General features: G+C 64.9%; 15 protein-coding genes and 3 tRNA genes. 13 read left to right on the forward strand and 5 right to left on the reverse strand.

What is annotated here, in order from left to right; genetic code table 11:
- Positions 1-24 precede the first annotated feature (24 nt).
- The 3 genes from hpnE to hpnC form a co-directional block, all read right to left on the reverse strand.
- The gene (hpnE, locus tag U9J41_RS03285) at positions 25-1,383 is read right to left on the reverse strand and encodes a hydroxysqualene dehydroxylase HpnE (protein ID WP_322400232.1); all 1,359 of its coding nucleotides are present in this window, start codon (positions 1,381-1,383) and stop codon (positions 25-27) included.
- Positions 1,370-2,203, reverse strand: a complete 834-nt coding sequence (hpnD, locus tag U9J41_RS03290) for a presqualene diphosphate synthase HpnD (protein ID WP_322400234.1) — start codon at positions 2,201-2,203, stop codon at positions 1,370-1,372. Before hpnD ends, hpnE begins: the two co-directional genes overlap by 14 nt.
- A gap of 63 nt (positions 2,204-2,266) precedes the next feature.
- Entirely contained in the window at positions 2,267-3,076 is an 810-nt protein-coding gene (gene hpnC / locus U9J41_RS03295) for a squalene synthase HpnC (RefSeq protein WP_322400236.1), read from the reverse strand.
- Between the two features lie 120 nt (positions 3,077-3,196).
- Between hpnC and U9J41_RS03300 the strand changes: the two genes are divergently transcribed.
- From U9J41_RS03300 to U9J41_RS03355, 12 genes are all read left to right on the forward strand, one after another.
- Complete coding sequence (locus U9J41_RS03300) at positions 3,197-4,402, forward strand: efflux RND transporter periplasmic adaptor subunit (protein WP_322400238.1); 1,206 nt, start codon at positions 3,197-3,199, stop codon at positions 4,400-4,402.
- The gene (locus U9J41_RS03305; RefSeq protein ID WP_322400240.1) at positions 4,399-7,482 is read left to right on the forward strand and encodes an efflux RND transporter permease subunit; all 3,084 of its coding nucleotides are present in this window, start codon (positions 4,399-4,401) and stop codon (positions 7,480-7,482) included. Before U9J41_RS03300 ends, U9J41_RS03305 begins: the two co-directional genes overlap by 4 nt.
- Positions 7,483-7,700: 218 nt before the next feature.
- Positions 7,701-7,787 (forward strand) — tRNA-Leu (locus tag U9J41_RS03310).
- A 32-nt stretch (positions 7,788-7,819) separates the two neighbouring features.
- On the forward strand, positions 7,820-9,160 hold the full coding sequence (tig, locus tag U9J41_RS03315) for a trigger factor (protein ID WP_322400242.1): 1,341 nt from the start codon (positions 7,820-7,822) through the stop codon (positions 9,158-9,160).
- 171 nt (positions 9,161-9,331) lie between these two features.
- Complete coding sequence (gene clpP / locus U9J41_RS03320) at positions 9,332-9,949, forward strand: ATP-dependent Clp endopeptidase proteolytic subunit ClpP (RefSeq protein WP_082548189.1); 618 nt, start codon at positions 9,332-9,334, stop codon at positions 9,947-9,949.
- Positions 9,950-10,128: 179 nt separating this feature from the next.
- A complete protein-coding gene (gene clpX, locus U9J41_RS03325) occupies positions 10,129-11,397 on the forward strand; it encodes an ATP-dependent Clp protease ATP-binding subunit ClpX (protein WP_322400243.1) in 1,269 nt (422 codons plus the stop codon).
- A gap of 268 nt (positions 11,398-11,665) precedes the next feature.
- Entirely contained in the window at positions 11,666-14,077 is a 2,412-nt protein-coding gene (gene lon, locus U9J41_RS03330; protein WP_322400244.1) for an endopeptidase La, read from the forward strand.
- A 56-nt stretch (positions 14,078-14,133) separates the two neighbouring features.
- Positions 14,134-14,544, forward strand: a complete 411-nt coding sequence (locus tag U9J41_RS03335; RefSeq protein ID WP_322400245.1) for an HU family DNA-binding protein — start codon at positions 14,134-14,136, stop codon at positions 14,542-14,544.
- Between the two features lie 73 nt (positions 14,545-14,617).
- Positions 14,618-14,694 (forward strand) — tRNA-Asp (locus tag U9J41_RS03340).
- A gap of 53 nt (positions 14,695-14,747) precedes the next feature.
- Positions 14,748-14,824: transfer RNA gene (locus U9J41_RS03345), tRNA-Asp, on the forward strand.
- A 201-nt stretch (positions 14,825-15,025) separates the two neighbouring features.
- Positions 15,026-16,942 carry a SurA N-terminal domain-containing protein gene (locus U9J41_RS03350; protein ID WP_322400246.1) on the forward strand — a complete coding sequence of 639 codons (1,917 nt, stop codon included), beginning with the start codon at positions 15,026-15,028 and terminating at the stop codon, positions 16,940-16,942.
- A gap of 109 nt (positions 16,943-17,051) precedes the next feature.
- On the forward strand, positions 17,052-17,480 hold the full coding sequence (locus tag U9J41_RS03355; RefSeq protein WP_322400247.1) for a GNAT family N-acetyltransferase: 429 nt from the start codon (positions 17,052-17,054) through the stop codon (positions 17,478-17,480).
- Positions 17,481-17,548: 68 nt separating this feature from the next.
- Here U9J41_RS03355 and mnmH read toward each other — a convergent pair whose 3' ends face one another.
- Together mnmH and U9J41_RS03365 are read right to left on the reverse strand one after the other, a co-directional pair.
- On the reverse strand, positions 17,549-18,601 hold the full coding sequence (gene mnmH / locus U9J41_RS03360; protein WP_322400248.1) for a tRNA 2-selenouridine(34) synthase MnmH: 1,053 nt from the start codon (positions 18,599-18,601) through the stop codon (positions 17,549-17,551).
- Positions 18,601-19,233, reverse strand: coding sequence for an arylesterase (locus tag U9J41_RS03365; protein WP_322400249.1), 633 nt, complete (start codon positions 19,231-19,233; stop codon positions 18,601-18,603). Before U9J41_RS03365 ends, mnmH begins: the two co-directional genes overlap by 1 nt.
- On the opposite strand from U9J41_RS03365, the gene U9J41_RS03370 reads away from it, so the two are divergent.
- On the forward strand, positions 19,232-19,951 hold the full coding sequence (locus U9J41_RS03370; protein ID WP_322400251.1) for an ABC transporter ATP-binding protein: 720 nt from the start codon (positions 19,232-19,234) through the stop codon (positions 19,949-19,951). The genes U9J41_RS03365 and U9J41_RS03370 overlap by 2 nt on opposite strands.
- The last annotated feature ends 2 nt before the right edge of the window (positions 19,952-19,953 follow it).

Here is a 19,953-nt window from a genome sequence, read left to right on the forward strand (position 1 = left end):
CCCGGCGCGACGGCCGGCACGCCGTCATCGCGGTGTTGCTCCCGTCATGACGCCGGCCGCGATGACGCCGCTGCGTACCGCCGCCTCCAGCGTGGCCGGATAGTCGGACGCCGTGTAGTCCCCGGCCAGCGCCAGGCCGGGCAGGTTGGTCGCGTTGGCCGGTCGGGCCAGGGCGGGCGTGCAGGCGAAGGTGGCGCGTTTTTCCGTGATCGTGCGGCGCCACAGCGGCGCTGCGAGCGCCGGCTGCCCGAACGATGCGGCCAGCTGCGCCGCGACGGCCGCGGCCAGCGCCTCCTGGCCGATGGCGCCGGCGGGGTCCGCGCCACTGATCACGACGGCCAGCAAGCCATCCTGGCCCGGATCGAGCTGGCCGCGGTCGAACACGAACTGGCCCCAGCGGTTGTCGTGGGGCGCATCGGCCAGCGCGCAAAAGGGCAGGGGCAGGCGCAATCCCGGCGCGTACTGCAGGTAGACGGTGGCGATGGGCTCGTAGGCCAGCGCATCCAGTTGCGCCACGACGTCGGCGGCGCCGTCCAGGGGCCGCAGCAGCGCCGCCGCCTGCCACGGCGGGGCGGCGAGGACGACGCCGTCGAACGCTTGATCATCGCAGCCGCCACGCAGCCGCCACGCGCCGCCGTCCGGTTCCAGCGCGTCGATGCGGGCGCTCGTGCGCACGGCGGCGCCGCGGCCTTCGAGGTGGCGGCGGGCCGCTTCCGGGAACAAGGCGTCCAGCAGCACGCGCGGAATCAGCATGTCGGACGCGGCGCGGTGCGCACCGAGGCTGTCGCGCAGCACGGCCAGGAAGACTTGCGCCGACGCCCGCTCGGGCGGCGTGTTCAGCGCGGCCAGGCACAGGGGGCGCCACATCAGGCGCCCGAGGCGCGCCGTCTGGTCGAAGCGCGCCAGCAGTTCCGCCACGCTGCAGTCGGTGTACAACTGCCAGCCCATCCAGCGGGCGCTCGTCGTGAAGCGGGCCAGCGCCAGCTTGTCGTGCCGGTCCAGCCCGCGCGCGCGCAGCAGCGCGGCGAGCATGTGCAGCGGCGCGGGCAGGCGCGGGGCGACGAAGTCCATGCCGTCGTCCGCCGCCGGATAGCGCATCTGCAGCGGCAGCCGCAGCAGGGCCTGGCCGGGCTCGACGCCGACGCGGCGCATCAGGCGCAGCGTGTCCGCATAGGCGCCCAGCATGATGTGCTGGCCGTTGTCGAGCAGGCGCCCGTTCGTCTCGATGGCGCGGGCGCGGCCGCCCAGGGTGCGCGCGGCTTCGAACAGCGTGACGTCGCAGCCGGCGTCCAGCAGCGCGACGGCCGCCGCGCACCCGGCCCAGCCGCCGCCGACGACGGCGATCCGGCGGCCGGCGCCCCGGCGCTCGTCAGCCGCGGACATAGGTCTTCCAGGCCAGCCACAGCTTGCGCAGCGGCGTCAGGGAGATCTTCTGGGTGAGGACGTGGAAGCCGTCGCGCTCGATCTCGCCGAGCAGCGTGCGGTAGATGGCGGCCATCATGAGGCCGGGACGCTGGGCGCGCCGGTCCGCCTTGGGCAGCAGCGCGAACGCTTCGTCGTACAGGCCCTGGGCGCGGTCGGCCTGGAACTTCATCAGCGCTTCGAACTTGTCGCTGTGGCGCGCGTTCAGCAGGTCGGCGGCCGTCACGTTGAACTGCTGCAGTTCGCTGATCGGCAGGTAGATGCGGCCCTTGCGCGCGTCTTCGCCCACGTCGCGGATGATGTTCGTGAGCTGGAAGGCGAGGCCCAGCGTTTCGGCGTACCGCAGGGTCTGCGGCGTCGTCACGCCGAAGATGCTGGCCGACAGGATCCCGACGACGCCCGCCACGTGCCAGCAGTATTTTTTCAGGTTCGGATAATCGAGGTAGCGCGACTGGTCCAGGTCCATCTCCATGCCGTCGATGATGGCTTGCAGGTGTTCCTGTTTCAGGTCGTACGGCTGCAGGTGCGGCTGCAGCGCGAGCATCACGGGGTGAGTCGGCGTGCCCGCATACGCCTGGGCGACCTCGTTGCGCCACCAGGCGAGCTTGATGCGCGCGACCGATTGGTCGGTCGTCTCGTCGACGGTGTCGTCGACTTCCCGGCAGAACGCGTACAGCGCCGTGATCGCGCGCCGGCGCTCCGGCGGCAGGAACAGGAAGCTGTAGTAGAAGCTGGAGCCGCTTTGTGCGGTCTTTTGTTGGCAGTATTCGTCGGGGGACATAAAAAAAGTGTGATTGCGCGGAGCCAGTCCGCTATCTTATCCGATGCGGCAGCACAAGCCGCATCACATGCATACCGCGCGCCAGCCGACCGTGATCCAGTCGAGGCGTTTCAGGCGCGGACGGCGCCGGAACACGTCGTAGTCCACGCGCTCGATCGCTTCCAGGATGCGCAGGCCGCCCTGCACGACCATCCGTAATTCCCAGCCGATGCGCCCCGGCAGCCGCGTGGCCAGCGGCGCGCCTTCCAGCATCAGCGCGCGCGCCCGCTCCACTTCGAAGCGCATCAGCGCGCGCCATGCCGGTCCCGTGCGCCCCTGTTCGATCGCGTCCGCCGTCACGCCGAAGCGCGCCAGGTCGTCCAGCGGCAGGTAGATGCGGCCCTTGGCGATGTCGATGGCGACGTCCTGCCAGAAGTTGATGAGTTGCAGCGCCGTGCAGATCGCATCCGACTCGCGCAGGCGCGCCGGGTCGTCGACGCGATACAGGCCCAGCATCAACCGTCCGACAGGGTCGGCGGATCGTCGGCAATAATCCTGCAGTTGCGCATAGTTCGCGTAGCGCGTCGTGACGACGTCCTGCCTGAAGGCGCTGAGCAGGTCGCGCAGCGGTTGCAGCGGCAGGCGGAATTCGGCGAGTACGTCGGCGAGACGCCGGAACATGGGGTCGTGCTGCGGCGTGCCGGCCGCGATGGCGTCCAGCGCGGCGTCGTAGGCCTGCAGCGCGGCCAGGCGTTCGGCCGGGGTGGCGTCGCCCTCGTCGGCGAGATCGTCGGCGCTGCGCGCGAACGCATAGATCGCCTCCACCGCGGGCACGAGGCGGCGCGGCAGCAGGATCGAAGCGACAGGAAAGTTTTCGTAATGGTCGACGGCCATGCGACTCGATAGATAGCTGACTCTAAAGTCATTTACTGGCGTTAATTGCATGATTATAATTGCTAGGTTAAATCCACGACAGTGCCTCGCCGTCCCGGCCGGGCCAGCATGAGGAAACCAATGCCTGCTTTTCTCTCGATGTCCCTGCGGCCGCGCGGCGCCGCACCGTTCTTCCTTCCCCTGGTCCTCGCCGCGGCGTTGCTCGCCGGGTGTTCCCGCGACGCGCCGCCGCCGGAGGATGTCCGCCCCGTACGCGCGCTGACACTGGCGACGGGGATGGTCGGCACGTCCGCGGAGTTTTCCGGCGACGTGCGCCCGCGCTACGAATCGCGGCTCGGATTCCGTGTCGGCGGCAAGATCAGCGCGCGCAAGGTCGACGTGGGCACGGTCGTCAAGCGCGGCCAGGTGCTGATGCAGCTGGACCCGCAGGACCTGCGCCTCGGCCAGGCCCAGGCCCAGGCGAACCTGCGCGCGGCGCAGACGAATTACGACCTGGCGCGCGCGGACCTCAAGCGCTACCAGGACCTGCGCAGCCAGAATTTCGTCGCCCAGGCCGTGCTCGACCAGAAGCTGGCGGCCGCGCACTCGGCCCAGGCGACCGTGGAGGCGGCCCGTGCCGCGTTGCGCGAACAGGCCAACCAGACCGGATATGCCAGCCTCGAATCGGACACCGACGGCGTCGTCACCGGCATCGACGCCGAGGTCGGCCAGGTCGTGCAGGCGGGTACGCCCGTCGTGCGCGTGGCGCGGACCGATGAAAAGGAAGTGGTGATCGGCGTGCCGGAAGACCAGGTCGACGAGCTGCGCCATGTGAGCACGGTGAAGGTCAGGCTGTGGGCCGATCCGAACCGCAGCATCGACGGCAAGATCCGTGAAGTGTCGCCGGTGGCCGATCCGGCCACGCGCACCTACACGGTGAAGGTGTCGATCCCGGCGCGGGACGATATCCGCCTCGGCATGACGGCCGTCGTCCAGCTGGCCCAGGCCGGCGGCGGCGGATCGGCGATCAAGGTGCCGTTGTCGGCGCTGTACCAGAACAAGGGCGCGACGTCCGTGTGGCTGATCGAGAACGGCGCCGTGCGCCTCGTGCCCGTGCAGGTGGGCGGCGTGTCCGGCAACGACGTGCTGCTGGCCGGCGGCGTGAAGCCGGGCCAGACCATCGTCACGGCGGGCGTCAACCTGCTCAAGCCGGGCCAGAAGGTCAAGGTGCTGGCGGCCGACGTCGCGCGCCGCGGCGATGCGGAGGCCGAGGCGACGGGTCTCCGGGGGACACCCGTCGGGCAAGCCGCACCGGCCGGGCAAGCCGCCGCTGGGGCAGCGAAATGAAGGGTTTCAACCTGTCGCGCTGGGCGCTGGAAAACATCCCGCTGACCCGCTACCTGATCGCCGCGCTGCTCATCGGCGGCATCGTCAGCTACGGCAAACTGGGCCAGGATGAGGACCCGCCGTTCACCTTCCGTGCGATGGTGATCACCGCGTACTGGCCCGGCGCCACGGCCGTGCAGATGGCCCAGCAGGTCGCGGATAAACTGGAGCGAAAGCTGCAGGAGACGCCGTACGTCGACAAGCTGCGCAGTTTTTCCAAGCCGGGCGAGACGACCATCATCCTCGAGCTGCGCGAATCGGCGCCGCCGAAGGACGTCCCCGGCATCTGGTACCAGGTGCGCAAGAAGGTCGGCGACATCGCGGGCACGCTGCCACCGGGCGTGGCCGGGCCGTTCTTCAACGACGAATTTGGCGACACGTACGGCTCGATCTTCGCGCTGTCCGGCGACGGCTTCACGTATGCCGAGATGCGCGACTATGCCGACTTCGTGCGCCAGCAGCTGCTCGCGGTGCCGCTGGTGGCGAAGGTCGAGCAGTTCGGCGTGCAGGAAGAGAAGGTCAACATCCTGTTCTCGCAGCAGAAATTCGCGCAGCTGGGCGTGCCGTTCGAGCAGATCGTGAACCAGATCGCCACGCAGAACGGCATCGAGTCGGCCGGCGTGCTCGTCACGCCGATGGAAAACCTGCAGGTGCGCGTGACGGGTGGCCTGAAGACCATCAAGCAGCTGGAAGACCTGAGCCTGCGCGCGGGGAACACGACGTTCCGCCTGGGCGACTTCGCCACGATCCAGCGCGCGTACGCCGACCCGCCGCACGACAAGATGCGCTTCAACGGCAAGGAAGTCATCGGCCTCGGCGTGTCGATGGAAAAGGGCGGCAATATCATCGAGCTGGGCAAGGGCCTGGAAAAGACGGTGGAGCACATCAGGAACGAGCTCCCGGTCGGCATCGAGCTGGAACGCGTGTCGAACCAGCCGGCCGCCGTCAAGGCGTCCGTCGGCGAATTCATGAGCAGCCTGATCGAGGCCATCGTCATCGTGCTCGGCGTGTCGTTCGTCGCCCTCGGCCTGCACCAGAAGCCGAAACTGCGGCTGGACGTGCGGCCCGGCCTCGTCGTGGCGCTGACGATCCCGCTCGTGCTGGCGATCACGTTCCTGTTCATGCGCGTATTCGACATCTCGCTGCACAAGATCTCGCTGGGCGCCCTGATCATCGCACTCGGCCTGCTCGTGGACGACGCCATCATCGCCGTCGAGATGATGGTGCGGAAGATGGAGGAGGGCATGTCGCGCTTCGACGCCGCCACGTTCGCCTACACGTCGACCGCGTTCCCGATGCTGACCGGGACCCTGATCACGGCGGCGGGTTTCCTGCCGATCGGCCTGGCGAAATCGGCGGCCGGCGAATACACGTTCGCGATGTTTTCCGTGAACGCGATCGCGCTCGTCGTGTCGTGGGTGGTCGCCGTCACGTTCACGCCGTATATCGGCTTCATCCTGCTGCGCGTGCAACCGCACGGCCACGGTCACCACGACGTGTACGACACGCCGCTGTACGCGCGCTTCCGCCGCCTCGTCGACCGCTGCGTCGAGTGGCGCATGACGACCATCGCGCTGACGCTGGCCATATTCCTGCTGGGCGTGTTCGGCTTCAAGTTCATCGAAAAGCAGTTCTTCCCGGATTCCAGCCGCCCCGAGCTGATGGTGGAGATGTGGACGCCGGAAGGCACCAGCTTCGCCGTCAATGAAACGCTGGCGAAGAAGTTCGAGGCCTTCGCGCGCGCGCAGCCCGAAACGGACAGCGTGACGTCGTACATCGGCACGGGCAGCCCGCGCTTCTACCTGCCGCTGGACCAGATCTTCCCGGCGTCGAACGTGTCGCAGTTCGTCGTGCTGCCGAAGACGGTCGCCCAGCGCGAAGCCCTGCGCCACAAGATCGAGAACCTGTTCAAGACCGATTTCCCGGAAGTGCGCGGGCGCGTGAAACTGCTGCCGAACGGGCCGCCGGTGCCGTATCCCGTCCAGTTCCAGGTGATGGGGCCGGACATTGGCGTCGTGCGCAAGGTCGCGGACCAGGTGAAGGAGATCATGATCGCCAACCCGAACACGGTGGGCGTCAACGACAACTGGAACGAATCCGTGAAAGTGCTGCGCCTCGACCTCGACCAGGACAAGCTGCGCGCGCTCGGCGTCACGTCGCAGGCGGTGCGCCGCACCGTCGCCACGGTGCTGTCGGGGACGACGGTGGGCCAGTTCCGCGAGAGTAACCGCCTGATCGACATCGTCGTGCGCCAGCCGCTGGACGAGCGCTCGAGCATGTCGGTGCTGGCGAACACGAACGTGGCGACGCCGTCCGGCAAGGCCGTGCCGCTGTCGCAGCTCGCGCGCATCGAATTCGTGTGGGAGCCGGGCGTCGTGCAGCGCTACGGGCGCGAGTGGGCGATCATGGTCCAGTCCGACGTCGTCGAGGGCGTGCAGGGGCCGACCGTGTCGGACCAGGTGGGCGCGAAGCTGGCGACGCTGCGCGCGAAGCTGCCGGCCGGCTACCGCATCAAACTGGAGGGCGCGGCGGCGAACAGTTCGACGGCGGAGGACTCGATCGCGGCCAACGTGCCGCTCGTGCTGTTCATCGTGTTCACCCTGTTGATGCTCCAGCTGCACAGTTTCTCGCGCGCCGTGATGGTCTTCCTCACGGGCCCGCTGGGCATCGCCGGCGCGGCGATGGCACTGCTGGTGTCGCACGAGCCGTTCGGCTTCGTCGCCAACCTGGGCGTGATCGCGCTGTTCGGGATGGTGGTGCGCAATTCCGTGATCCTCGTCGACCAGATCGAGAAGGATATCGCGGCCGGGCACGCGCCGTGGGATGCGATCGTCGGGAGCGCCGTGCGGCGCTGCCGGCCGATCCTGCTGACGGCCGCCGCGGCGGCGCTGGCGATGATTCCGCTGTCGCGCTCGGTGTTCTGGGGGCCGATGGCGGTGGCGATCATGGGTGGGCTGCTGGTGGCGACGGCGCTCACGCTGCTGTTCCTGCCGGCGCTGTACGCCGCGTGGTTCCGCGTGAAGCGTCCCGTGCGCGCGTAAGGCAAACGTTTCCGTGGGCTCGGGGAGCCCACCCTACGCAAATGCTTGAATTGGCTGACGAATTCTCAAAGGGCGCGTACGAATTAAATTGTGCCCAATCGTGTCAGAAAATCCAGTAAAATATCGGGTTGAAGTTGTAGCCCCTAGACATTGGATGCAGGGCGGCCGGTTTCGTTGTCGGGCGCCCTTTGTTTTTGTGGCAAGATGAGCAATCCTGAGCGAGGATGGCGAAATTGGTAGACGCACCAGGTTTAGGTCCTGACGCCAGCAATGGTGTAGGGGTTCGAGTCCCCTTCCTCGCACCACGAATAATTAATTTTTTTGGACGATTTTTACAATGGCAACTGCTGTCGAAAACCTGGGTAAACTCGAGCGTCGCTTGACGATCTCTTTTCCGCTGAGCGACGTACGTACGGAAGTTGAAAAGCGCCTCAAGAAGCAGGCCAAGACCGCGCGCGCTCCGGGCTTCCGTCCGGGCAAGGTGCCACTGAAGATGGTCGCCGCACAGTACGGCTACCAGATCGAATCCGACGTGCTGAACGACAAAGTCGGCCAGGCCTTCAGCGTCGCCGCCGACGAAGCCCAGCTGCGCGTCGCCGGCATGCCGAAAATCGAGCCGAAGCAGGACGCGCCGGAAGGCATGCTGTCCTTCGACGCGACGTTCGAAGTCTACCCGGAAGTCACGCTGCCGGCGCTGGCCGACGTCGAGATCGAAACCGTCAAGACCGACGTGACCGACGCTGAAATCGACAAGACCATCGACATCCTGCGCAAGCAGCGCGTGCACTTCCACACCAAGGGCGAAGCCGGCGAGCATGGCGATGGCGGCGAGCCGGTCGCAGCCAACGGCGACCGCGCGACCGTGGACTTCATCGGCGTCATCGACAACGTCGAATTCCCGGGCGGTAAAGCCGAAGACTACGCATTCGTGCTGGGCGAAGGCCGCATGCTGCCGGAATTCGAAGCCGCGACCGTCGGCCTGAAAGTGGGCGAGAGCAAGACCTTCCCGCTGGCTTTCCCGGAAGACTACCATGGCAAGGACGTGGCCGGTAAAACCGCCGAGTTCACCATCACGCTGAAGAAGCTGGAATGGGCGCACCTGCCGGAAGTCGACGCCGATTTCGCCAAGTCGCTGGGTATCGAAGACGGCAGCATCGAAAAAATGCGCGAAGACATCAAGGTCAACCTGGAGCGTGAAGTCAACGCCCGCATCAAGGCCCGCAACAAGGAAGCCGTGATGGATGCCCTCGTCAAGCACACCGAAATGGACGTGCCGAAGGTCATGATCGAGCAGGATTCGCAGCGCCTGGCCGAGCAGACCCGCCAGGACATGGCCCAGCGCGGCATGGACGTCAAGAGCCTGCCGTTCCCTGCCGACCTGTTTGCCACCAAGGCCGAGCGCCGCGTGCGCCTGGGTCTGATCCTGTCGCAACTGGTCCAGGAAAACAGCCTGCAAGCCACCCAGGACCAGGTGAAAGCCCAGATCGAAGACTTCTCGCAGAGCTACGAAGATCCGAAGGAAGTCCTGAAGTACTACTACAGCGACCGTCGCCGCCTGGGCGAAGTGGAAGCTCTTGTATTGGAAGAAAACGTCGTTAACTATGTGCTTGGCAAGGCAAAGGTGACGGCCAAGGACATCGCCTTTGACGAACTGATGGGAAGCGTCGGCCAGGCTTGACTTCCTTGATGGGGCGCGTCGTTCGGCGCCCCGCAGGGGGCTCGGGAAACCGTGGCGAACGGAAGGCGTGTTGGCCGGGAAGCGCAGCCGTAGCGGCGCGCCGCAGGCCGAACATCCGACGCGCAGCAGGTGTATCGCGCCCCCTTAACTCTTACAAAGGAATTGACAGGTATGAATCGTAATCCGGCATTGGATACCCAAGCCCTCGGCCTCGTGCCGATGGTGATCGAGCAGAGCGGCCGCGGCGAGCGTGCCTACGACATCTACTCGCGCCTGCTGAAGGAGCGCGTGATTTTCCTGGTCGGCCCTGTCAACGACCAGATGGCCAACCTCATCGTGGCCCAGCTGCTGTTCCTGGAAAGCGAGAATCCGGACAAGGACATCTCGCTGTACATCAACTCGCCGGGCGGTTCGGTGTCGGCCGGCCTCGCCATCTTCGACACGATGAACTTCATCAAGCCCGACGTGTCGACCTTGTGCACCGGCCTGGCCGCCTCGATGGGCGCGTTCCTGCTGGCCGCCGGCGCCAAGGGCAAGCGTTTCTCGCTGCCGAACTCGCGTGTCATGATCCACCAGCCGTCCGGTGGTTCGCAGGGCATGGCGTCGGACATCGAGATCCAGGCCAAGGAAATCCTGTACCTGCGCGAACGCCTGGCCCGCATCATGGCGGACAACACCGGCCAGACGATCGAGCAGATCCACAAGGATACCGACCGCGACCGTTTCATGTCGAGCGACGAAGCCGTGGAATATGGCCTCATCGATAAGGTCCTGACGAACCGCGGCTGAGGTTCTTCAACGGATTTCCGAGATCGCGTTTAGCACTCGATAACTGTTGCTCAAATACGCCCGGACGCGACAGCGCTTCGGGCGTTTTGTTTTCAAATCGGGTAGCATGGAGTCCGTGTGCACTTGTTGCGCCCTCGTATTAGCGTTATATTCATAGCAATTCAACAGAAACCTGCCCCATGTCAGACAAAAAATCCTCTAGCGGCGAAAAACTCCTGTACTGCTCGTTCTGCGGCAAGAGCCAGCACGAGGTCAAGAAGCTCATCGCAGGGCCTTCGGTCTTCATTTGCGACGAGTGCATCGACTTGTGCAATGACATCATCCGCGATGAGACCTCGAACGTGGAATCGGTGGCGGGCGCCAAGTCCGACCTGCCGACGCCGCACGAGATCGCCGAGCTGCTCGATCAATACGTCATCGGCCAGCAGACCGCGAAGCGCATCCTGTCGGTGGCGGTGTACAACCATTACAAGCGCCTGAAGCATCTCGGCAAGAAGGACGATGTCGAACTGGCCAAGAGCAATATCCTGCTCGTCGGTCCCACCGGTTCCGGCAAGACCCTGCTGGCCCAGACGCTGGCGCGCATGCTGAACGTCCCGTTCGTGATCGCCGACGCGACCACGCTGACGGAAGCCGGCTATGTCGGCGAGGACGTCGAGAACATCATCCAGAAGCTGCTGCAGAGCTGCAACTACGAAGTCGAGAAGGCCCAGCGCGGCATCGTCTACATCGACGAGATCGACAAGATCTCGCGCAAGTCGGACAACCCGTCCATCACCCGCGACGTGTCGGGCGAGGGCGTCCAGCAGGCGCTGCTGAAGCTGATCGAAGGCACGATGGCCTCGGTGCCTCCGCAAGGCGGCCGCAAGCATCCGAACCAGGATTTCGTGCAGATCGACACGACCAACATCATGTTCATCTGCGGCGGCGCATTCGATGGCCTGGACAAGATCATCCAGAACCGTTCGGAAAAGAGCGGCATCGGCTTCGCGGCCAGCGTCAAGAGCCAGACCCAGCGTTCCGTCAGCGATATCCTGCTGGAAGCGGAACCGGAAGACCTGATCAAGTTCGGCCTGATCCCGGAACTTGTCGGGCGCCTGCCGGTCGTAGCTACGCTGAGCGAGCTGACGGAAGACGCTTTGATCCAGATCCTCGTCGAACCGAAAAATGCCCTTATCAAGCAGTATTCGAAACTGCTGGATATGGAAGGCGCCGAATTGGAAATCCGCCCGGCGGCCCTGCATGCGATTGCGAAAAAGGCATTGGCGCGCAAGACCGGTGCACGCGGCCTGCGCTCCATCCTGGAACACGCCCTGCTCGACGTGATGTATGAATTGCCGAGCCAGCAAAATGTCGTGAAAGTCGTCATCGATGAAAATACGATCACGAATGGCGCGAAACCTTTGCTGATTTACAGTGAATCGCCGAAAGCTGCCGGCGAAAACTGAAAAATTTCCGGGCGCAAACACAACAAAGGTATTGAATCGTTGAGTTGAGGCGGTACAATCAATCTCAACAAAAGACGGCTTCAATCGAAAAGCCACTCGCGGCCAACGCTGTGAAGTGGCTTTTTTATTTGAATCCTCCGCTTTTGTAGAAACGGCTATTATTCGTATCAAGTTAAATTTTTTTACTTGTAGAAAATTTTTATTAGGCCGGTCTTGTGTTTCGGGGGTGTGCTCCCACATCGTCAACACGCTTTCTATAAGGTATGCCATGACAACTTCCAAATTGACCGAGCAAATGACGCTGCCCCTCCTGCCGTTGCGCGACGTGGTCGTGTTTCCGCATATGGTGATACCGCTGTTCGTCGGCCGCCCGAAATCCATCAAGGCGCTCGAAGCCGCCATGGAACAGGGCAAGAGCATCATGCTCGCAGCCCAAAAGGCCGCTGCCAAGGACGAACCTTCGGCCGCAGACATCTACGAGATCGGCTGCGTGGCCAATATTCTGCAAATGCTGAAGCTGCCCGACGGCACCGTGAAGGTGCTGGTCGAAGGCGCGCAGCGTGCAAAAATCACGAACATCAATGATGGTCCGAGCCATTTCATCGCCGAGTTGACGCCGATCAATTCGGAAATCGGCGACGACTCCGAAGTCGAGGCGATGCGCCGCGCGATCGTCCAGCAGTTCGACCAGTACGTCAAACTGAACAAGAAGATCCCGCCCGAGATCCTGGCGTCGCTGGCCGGTATCGACGACGCCGGCCGCCTGGCCGATACGGTCGCCGCCCACCTGCCGCTGAAACTCGAGCAGAAGCAGGTCATCCTCGAAATCTTCAACGTCGCCAAGCGCCTGGAGCATCTGCTCGGCCAGCTGGAAGGCGAGCTGGATATCCTGCAGGTCGAAAAGCGCATCCGCGGCCGCGTCAAGCGCCAGATGGAGAAATCGCAGCGCGAGTACTACCTGAACGAACAGGTCAAGGCCATCCAGAAGGAACTGGGCGAGGGCGAAGAAGGTGCCGACATCGAGGAACTCGAGAAGAAGGTCATCGCCGCCAAGATGCCGAAGGAAGCCCTGGAAAAGGCCCAGGCCGAGATCAAGAAGCTCAAGCTGATGTCGCCGATGTCGGCCGAGGCCACCGTCGTGCGCAATTACATCGACACGCTCGTCTCGCTGCCGTGGAAAAAGAAATCCAAGGTCACGATCGACCTGGAAAAGGCCCAGGAAGTGCTGGAAGCCGATCACTACGGCCTCGACAAGATCAAGGAACGCATCCTCGAGTATCTCGCGGTGCAACAGCGCGTCGACAAGCTGAAGGCCCCGATCCTGTGCTTCGTCGGCCCTCCGGGCGTCGGCAAGACGTCGCTGGGCGAGTCGATCGCGCGCGCGACGAACCGCAAGTACGTCCGCATGGCCCTGGGCGGTGTGCGCGACGAAGCCGAGATCCGCGGCCACCGCCGTACCTATATCGGCTCGATGCCGGGCAAGGTGCTGCAGTCGCTGGCGAAGGTCGGCGTGCGCAACCCGTTGTTCCTGCTGGACGAGATCGACAAGATGGGCGCCGACTTCCGCGGCGATCCGTCGTCCGCGCTGCTCGAGGTGCTGGATCCGGCCCAGAACCACACGTTCTCGGACCACTACGTCGAGGTCGACTTCGACCTGTCGGACGTGATGTTCGTCGCGACGTCGAACTCGTTCAACATCCCGCCGGCGCTGCTGGACCGGATGGAAGTGATCCGCCTGTCGGGTTACACCGAGGACGAAAAGACCAGCATCGCGCAGCGCTACCTGCTGCCGAAGCAGATCAAGGCGAACGGCCTGAAGGACGAGGAGATCAAGGTCGACGAGGCCGCGATCCGCGACATCATCCGCTACTACACCCGGGAAGCCGGCGTGCGTTCGGTCGAGCGCGAAATCTCGAAGATCTGCCGCAAGGTCGTCAAGATGCTGCTGCTCAAGAAGGACAACAAGCGCGTGATCGTGTCGTCGAAGAACCTGGATAAATTCCTGGGCGTGCGCCGCTACGATTTCGGCGTGGCCGAGAAAGAGAACCAGGTCGGCCAGGTGTCGGGTCTCGCATGGACCGAAGTGGGCGGCGACCTCTTGACCATCGAAGCCGTGCAGGTGCCGGGCAAGGGCGCCGTCATCCGCACCGGTACGCTGGGCGACGTGATGAAGGAATCGATCGAAGCCGCCCGCACCGTCGTGCGCAGCCGTGCGGCGCGCCTGGGCATCAAGGCCGACGTGTTCGAGAAGACCGACATCCACGTCCACCTGCCGGAAGGCGCGACGCCGAAGGACGGTCCGTCCGCCGGTATCGGCCTGACGACGGCGCTGGTGTCCGTGTTCACCGGCATCCCGGTCCGCGCCGACGTGGCGATGACGGGCGAGATCACGCTGCGCGGCGAAGTCCTGCCGATCGGCGGCCTCAAGGAAAAACTGCTGGCGGCGCAGCGCGGCGGCATCAAGACCGTCTTGATCCCCGAGCAGAACGTGAAGGACCTGGCCGACATTCCGGACAACGTCAAGAACAAGCTCGAGATCGTGCCGGTGCGCTGGATCGAAAAGGTGCTGGAAGTGGCCCTGGAGCGCCCGCCGGAACCGATCGTCGAGGTGCCGGCGGTGGCCTCGTCGTCCGTGGCGACCACCTCGACCGACGCGCAGGGCGGCGTCGTCAAGCACTAAGCCTGGTTTTGCAAGCGAAGACGGCACCTCCGGGTGCCGTTTTTTTATGTCGATTCATGTCCACCTTGTCGGTCGTGCGTGACTTGACACAAGGCATTGTCGGCTTGTTTAATACGCCCTTGCGGTTTTTTTGCCGAGGGTCAATCCGACCCGGTGGCGCCGGCCGTGTCCAGAACGCACAACGAGGGAAGAAAGTGAACAAAACTGAACTGATCGAAGAAATCGCGAAGTCCGCGGACCTGACCAAAGCTTCTGCGGCGCGCGCCCTCGATGCCATGATCACTGCTGTGACCAATACCCTGAAGAACAACGACAGCGTGACGCTGGTCGGCTTCGGCACCTTCACGGTGGGCGAACGCGCCGCACGTACGGGCCGCGATCCGCGCACGAAGGAAGCCATCAAGATCAAGGCCGCCAAGGTCCCGAAATTTAAGGCTGGTAAAGCACTGAAAGATGCAGTAAACTAATGCCTCCGCTGCGCTGACACGCGGCAGGAGACAACTGGATTCCATTCGGTTGTGCAGTACCAGGGTATTTCGTGGAGCGGTAGTTCAGTTGGTTAGAATACCGGCCTGTCACGCCGGGGGTCGCGGGTTCGAGTCCCGTCCGCTCCGCCACGAAACATCGGCCTTGTCGGCTGAAGCTGAGTGATTGAGAAATACACGAATTTGGAGCGGTAGTTCAGTTGGTTAGAATACCGGCCTGTCACGCCGGGGGTCGCGGGTTCGAGCCCCGTCCGCTCCGCCAGATTATCAGGAGTAAAGAGTGTCGCCCCTGCGGGCGGCACGGGCTGGGGCTCGAAGGGAGCCGCATGCAAGCGGCTCCGCGGCCTGCGGAACGTAGGCGAGCCCCGTCCGCTCCGCCAGATACTGAAAGAGAGGCGAACCTAGGTTCGCCTTTTTTTTTAAGTTTTTTCGATAACGCATTTTCAACCTTGATTGGCTGACCATGTTTGAATTTATCCGTACTCACCAGCGGCTGATGCAGCTCCTCCTGTTGCTGCTGATCCTGCCGTCGTTCGTGCTGGTCGGCGTGACCAGCTACAACAATCGCGGCGGCAGCAGCGATGGCGTGGCGACCGTGGACGGGAAAACGATCACCCAGCAGGAGTGGGAAGGCGCGCAGCGCCGCCAGCTCGACCAGGCGCGCCAGATGATGGGCGACAAGTTCGACCAGAAACTGTTCGACACGCCCGAAGCGAAGCAGGCCGTGCTGGACCAACTCGTCGCCGAGCGCGCCATCAATGCCGAGATCGTCCATAAGAACCTGACGGTGGGCGACGCCGCGCTGCAGAAGGCCATCCTCGACATCCAGGCGTTCCGCAAGGACGACGGCACCTTCGACATGGACCGCTACAAGGCCGCGCTGGCCGCCCAGGGCATGACGCCGGAGATGTTCGACCAGCGCATGCGCCACGACCTGGCCGTGCAGCAGCTCGTCGGCTCCGTGCAGCAGACCGCGTTCGCGCCGCGCACCGTCGCCAACCGCCTGTCGGACATCAACGACGAGGAACGCGAAGTGCAGGAACTGCTGTTCCCGGCCGCGAACTACGTTTCGCAGGTCAAGGTTACGGACGACATGGTCAAGGCTTATTACGACAAGCACGCCACCCAGTTCCAGGTACCGGAATCCGTCAACGCCAAATACGTCGTGTTCGACGCATCGACCGTCGAGAAACAGGTCACCGTTTCGGATGCCGAAGTCGCCGACGCGTACAACAAGAACAAGGCGCGCTTCTCGACGCCGGAAAAGCGCACGGCCAGCCACATCCTGATCAACGTGAAGAAGGGTGCCTCGGCAGCCGAGGACGCCGCCGCGAAGGCCAAGGCGCAAGCGATCCTCGATGAAGTGCGCAAGAATCCGAACGACTTCGCCAAGATCGCCAAGGCCCAATCGCAGGATCCGGGCTCGGCCGAGCTGGGCGGCGACCTGGGCGTCGTGCAGAAGGGCGTGTTCGTCAAGCCCGTCGAAGACGCGATCTACGGCCTCAAGGAAGGCGAAGTCAGCGGTCTCGTGCGCTCGGAATTCGGCTACCACATCATCAAGATCACGAAGATCGTGCCGGAAGCCCAGAAATCGCTGGAAGAAGCCAAGCCGGAGATCGTTGCCGAGCTGAAGAAGGCTAAGATGTCGGCCAAGTATTCGGAACTGGCCGAGACGTTCACGAACACCGTGTACGAGCAGTCGGACAGCCTGAAGCCGGTCGCCGACAAGCTCGGATTGACCATCCAGACCGTCGACGGCCTGACCCGTACGCCGAACCCGGCCCTGGGCAATTCGCCCGTCAACAACGAGAAATTCCTGAAGGCGATCTTCTCGAGCGACGCACTGACCAACAAGCGCAATACCGAAGCCGTCGAAGTGGCGCCGAGCACGCTGGTCGCGGGCCGCGTCGTCGAGTTCAAGCCGGCGACGAAGCGTCCGCTGGCCGAGGTCGACGCCCAGATCCGCCAGCGCGTCACGCTGGAAGAAGCGGAGCGCCTGGCGCGTCAGGCCGGCGAAGCGAAGCTGGCGGCCGCCAAGGCGTCGGGCGACGCGGCCGGCTTCGGCGAGGCCAAGACCGTCACCCGCACGAAGCAGCCGCCGATCAACGAGACGGCCGCGGTCGCCGTGCTCAAGGCCGACGCGAGCAAGCTGCCGGCCTATGTGGGCGTCGACATCCCGGGCCAGGGCTATGGCGTGTACCGCATCACCAAGGTGAGCCAGCCGGCGCAGCCGGACGTCGCGCGCCGCAAGCAGGAAGCCGAGCAGATCGGCCGCGCCGTCGGCAATGCCGAGACGTACGGCTTCATCGAAGCGCTGAAGCACAAGGCGAAGGCGAAGGTCAACGTCAAGGCGGCGGACCTCGGTACCAAGTCCGAGTAATCCCGCACGCGTCACACGACAGCCCGGCCGCGCGAGCGGACCGGGCTTTTTCGTTTCGGGGCGCCGGCCGTTACAATCGTGGTTCGATCAACAACCTAACGGGAATGACATGACCCTGGCCTGGACCGATTCACTGGACGGCGTCGACTGGACCGAACTCTCCGACCTGTACCGCAAGGCCCCGCTGGGCGACAAATCCCCGGCGCGCCTGAAGACGGTGTTTTCGAACAGCATGTTCCGCCGCTTTGCCTACGAAGACGGCGCGCTGGTGGCCGCGGGCCGCGCGCTGGCCGATGGCCTCGATTGTTCCTACATCTGCGACGTCGCGATCCTGCCCAGCCACCAGGGGCGCGGCCTGGGCAACGAGCTGATCGCGCAGCTGGTCGAGCTGTCGCGTGGGCACGCGAAGATCATCCTGTACGCGGTGCCCGGCAAGGAAGGCTTTTATGCGCGCCACGGGTTCCGGCGCATGACGACGGCGATGGCCATCTTCGAGGAGCCGGACAAGGCGGTCGCGCGCGGCTATCTGGCGCCGTAGGGCGGGCGTTTGAGGCCGGGGGCCTCAAACGCGACGTGCCCACGCGTTACGCCGGCACGTCGGGAACGTCACGCGTGCAGGTGCCGTGCGGCCGCGATGAAGTCGTCCTTCGAAATCCCGGGAAGCGTGAGCACTTCCGCCCGCGGATACTGCGCGAAATTCCGGTCGATCGAGCGCAGATAGGCCGGATCGTAATGCTCGACGAGCAGCTGGTCCACGAGCTCCGGCATGCGGCCCGTGTTGGCCAGGTCGTGCCAGGACTCGATGCGCGCGCGGCCGTGCAGTTGCACGAGGTGGTCCAGCTGCGAATTCAGCGCGGCCGGGTCGGCGCAGAAGTGGTGATAGTCTTCCATCAGCAGCTGCACGCGCAGCGGGCGGTCGAGCTGCAGCGCGATGCAGGGCGCCGCGCGCATGCGCTCCATGACGGCATCCGGCACGCGCAGGTTGCCCACCTTCTTGCTCTCCGATTCGACGAATACCGGCCTGGCCGGATCGAAGCGGCGCAGCTTGTCCCAGATGCGCGTCTCGAACATCTTCTGGCTCGGCTGCGGCTCGCCCGGCAGGTTGCCGAGGACGGAGCCCCGGTGCGCGGCCATCTGCTCGAGGTCGAGCACCTGCGCGCCGATGGCGTCGAGCGTCTCCAGCAGGCGGCTCTTGCCACTGCCCGTGGTGCCGCATACGACGCGGAAGTCCAGCGGCGGCGGGTTGTCCAGCGCCGTGGCGACGTAGGCGCGAAAGGCCTTGTAGCCGCCGTCGAGCTGCACGACGGGCCAGCCGATCTTGGCGAAGATCAGCGCCATCGAGCCGCTGCGGTTGCCGCCGCGCCAGCAGTAGACGAGCGGCTTCCAGTCCTTGGGCTTGGCGGCGAACAGCGTCTCGACGTAGCGCGCGATGTTCTGCGCGACGAGCGGGGCGCCGATCTTCTTGGCTTCGAAGGCGCCCACCTGCTTGTAGGTGGTGCCGACGAGGATGCGCTGCGCGTCGTCCAGGGTGGGGCAGTTGATGGCGCCGGGGATGCGGTCGAGCGCGAACTCGGACTCGCTGCGCGCGTCGATGATGGTGTCGAACTGGTCGAGCATGGGCAGGACGTCGTCGACGCCGAGGACAGCGGGGTATTTCATTATCGTTTCACGAGAGGCGCGAATTGCGGCCAGATGTTGTTGAGGATGGTCGGATGGGCCGTCGCCAGCGGGTGCATGCGGTCGGCCTGGAAGTTGGCCGGGTCCTGCACGACGCCGTCCAGCATGAACGGCACCAGCGGTACTTTATACGTGCCGGCGAGATCCTTGTACATGCCGGCGAAGCGTTCGGTGTAGGCGCGGCCGTAGTTGGGTGGCATGCGCATGCCGACGAGCAGGACCTTCGCCTTGTTCTCCTGTGCCAGCCGGATCATCGTGCGCAGGTTGTCCTCGGCCGCCGCCACGGGGAGGCCGCGCAGGCCGTCGTTGGCGCCCAGTTCCAGCACGACGACGTCCGGCCGGTGCTGGCGCAGCAGGGCGGGCAGGCGGGTGCGGCCGCCGCTCGTCGTCTCGCCGCTGATGCTGGCGTTGACGACGTGCGCGTCGATCTTCTGTGCCTGGAGGCGCTGCTCGAGCAGGGCGACCCAGCCGGTGCCGTGCGCGAGGCCGTATTCGGCCGACAGGCTGTCGCCCACCACGAGCACGGTTTTTGGGGCAGAATAGGCGCTCCCCGCCGCGGTCATTCCGAGAACCGCGACGGCAGCTATCGTCCATTTCCTGAGTAAAGCAAGCATGCGTGATATTCCCGAGGCGTCAAAAGGCGGTGCAGGACAGGCTGGAGGCGGCCGGCCCGCGATCGAAGTGCGCGGGCTCTCCAAGCGCGTGCTCGATGCCAGCGGCTCGCTCACCATCCTGCACGAGGTGGATTTTACCGTGCAACCGGCCGAGACGCTTGCCCTCGTCGGCGCCTCCGGTTCCGGCAAGTCCACGTTGCTCGGCCTGTTGGCCGGCCTGGACACGCCGTCGTCCGGCCAGGTGCTGCTCGACGGGACCGATATCTTCGCCCTCGACGAGGACGGCCGCGCGGCGTTCCGCAAGGCCAGGCTGGGGTTCGTGTTCCAGTCGTTCCAGCTGCTCGCGCACCTGAACGCGCTGGAAAACGTGATGCTGCCGCTGGAATTGCGGGGCGATCCCGACGCCCGCGCCAGGGCCGAGGCGATGCTCGGCCGCGTGGGCCTGGCGAGCCGCCTGCGCCACTATCCCAAGTATCTGTCGGGCGGCGAGCAGCAGCGCGTGGCCCTCGCCCGTGCCTTCGTCACCGAACCGCCGCTGCTGTTCGCGGACGAGCCCACGGGCAGCCTCGACGCCGCCACCGGCGAAGCCGTCATCCAGCTGATGTTCGAGCTGAATCGCGAACGGGGCTCGACGCTCGTCCTCGTCACCCACGATCCCGCCATGGCCGCGCGCTGCGGCCGCACGCTCACCATCGCGGCCGGCCGGCTCGCCGTCTGACC

The sequence above is a fragment of the Massilia luteola genome, assembly GCF_034420155.1.
In the GTDB taxonomy this organism is placed as follows: Bacteria; Pseudomonadota; Gammaproteobacteria; order Burkholderiales; family Burkholderiaceae_D; genus Telluria; species Telluria luteola.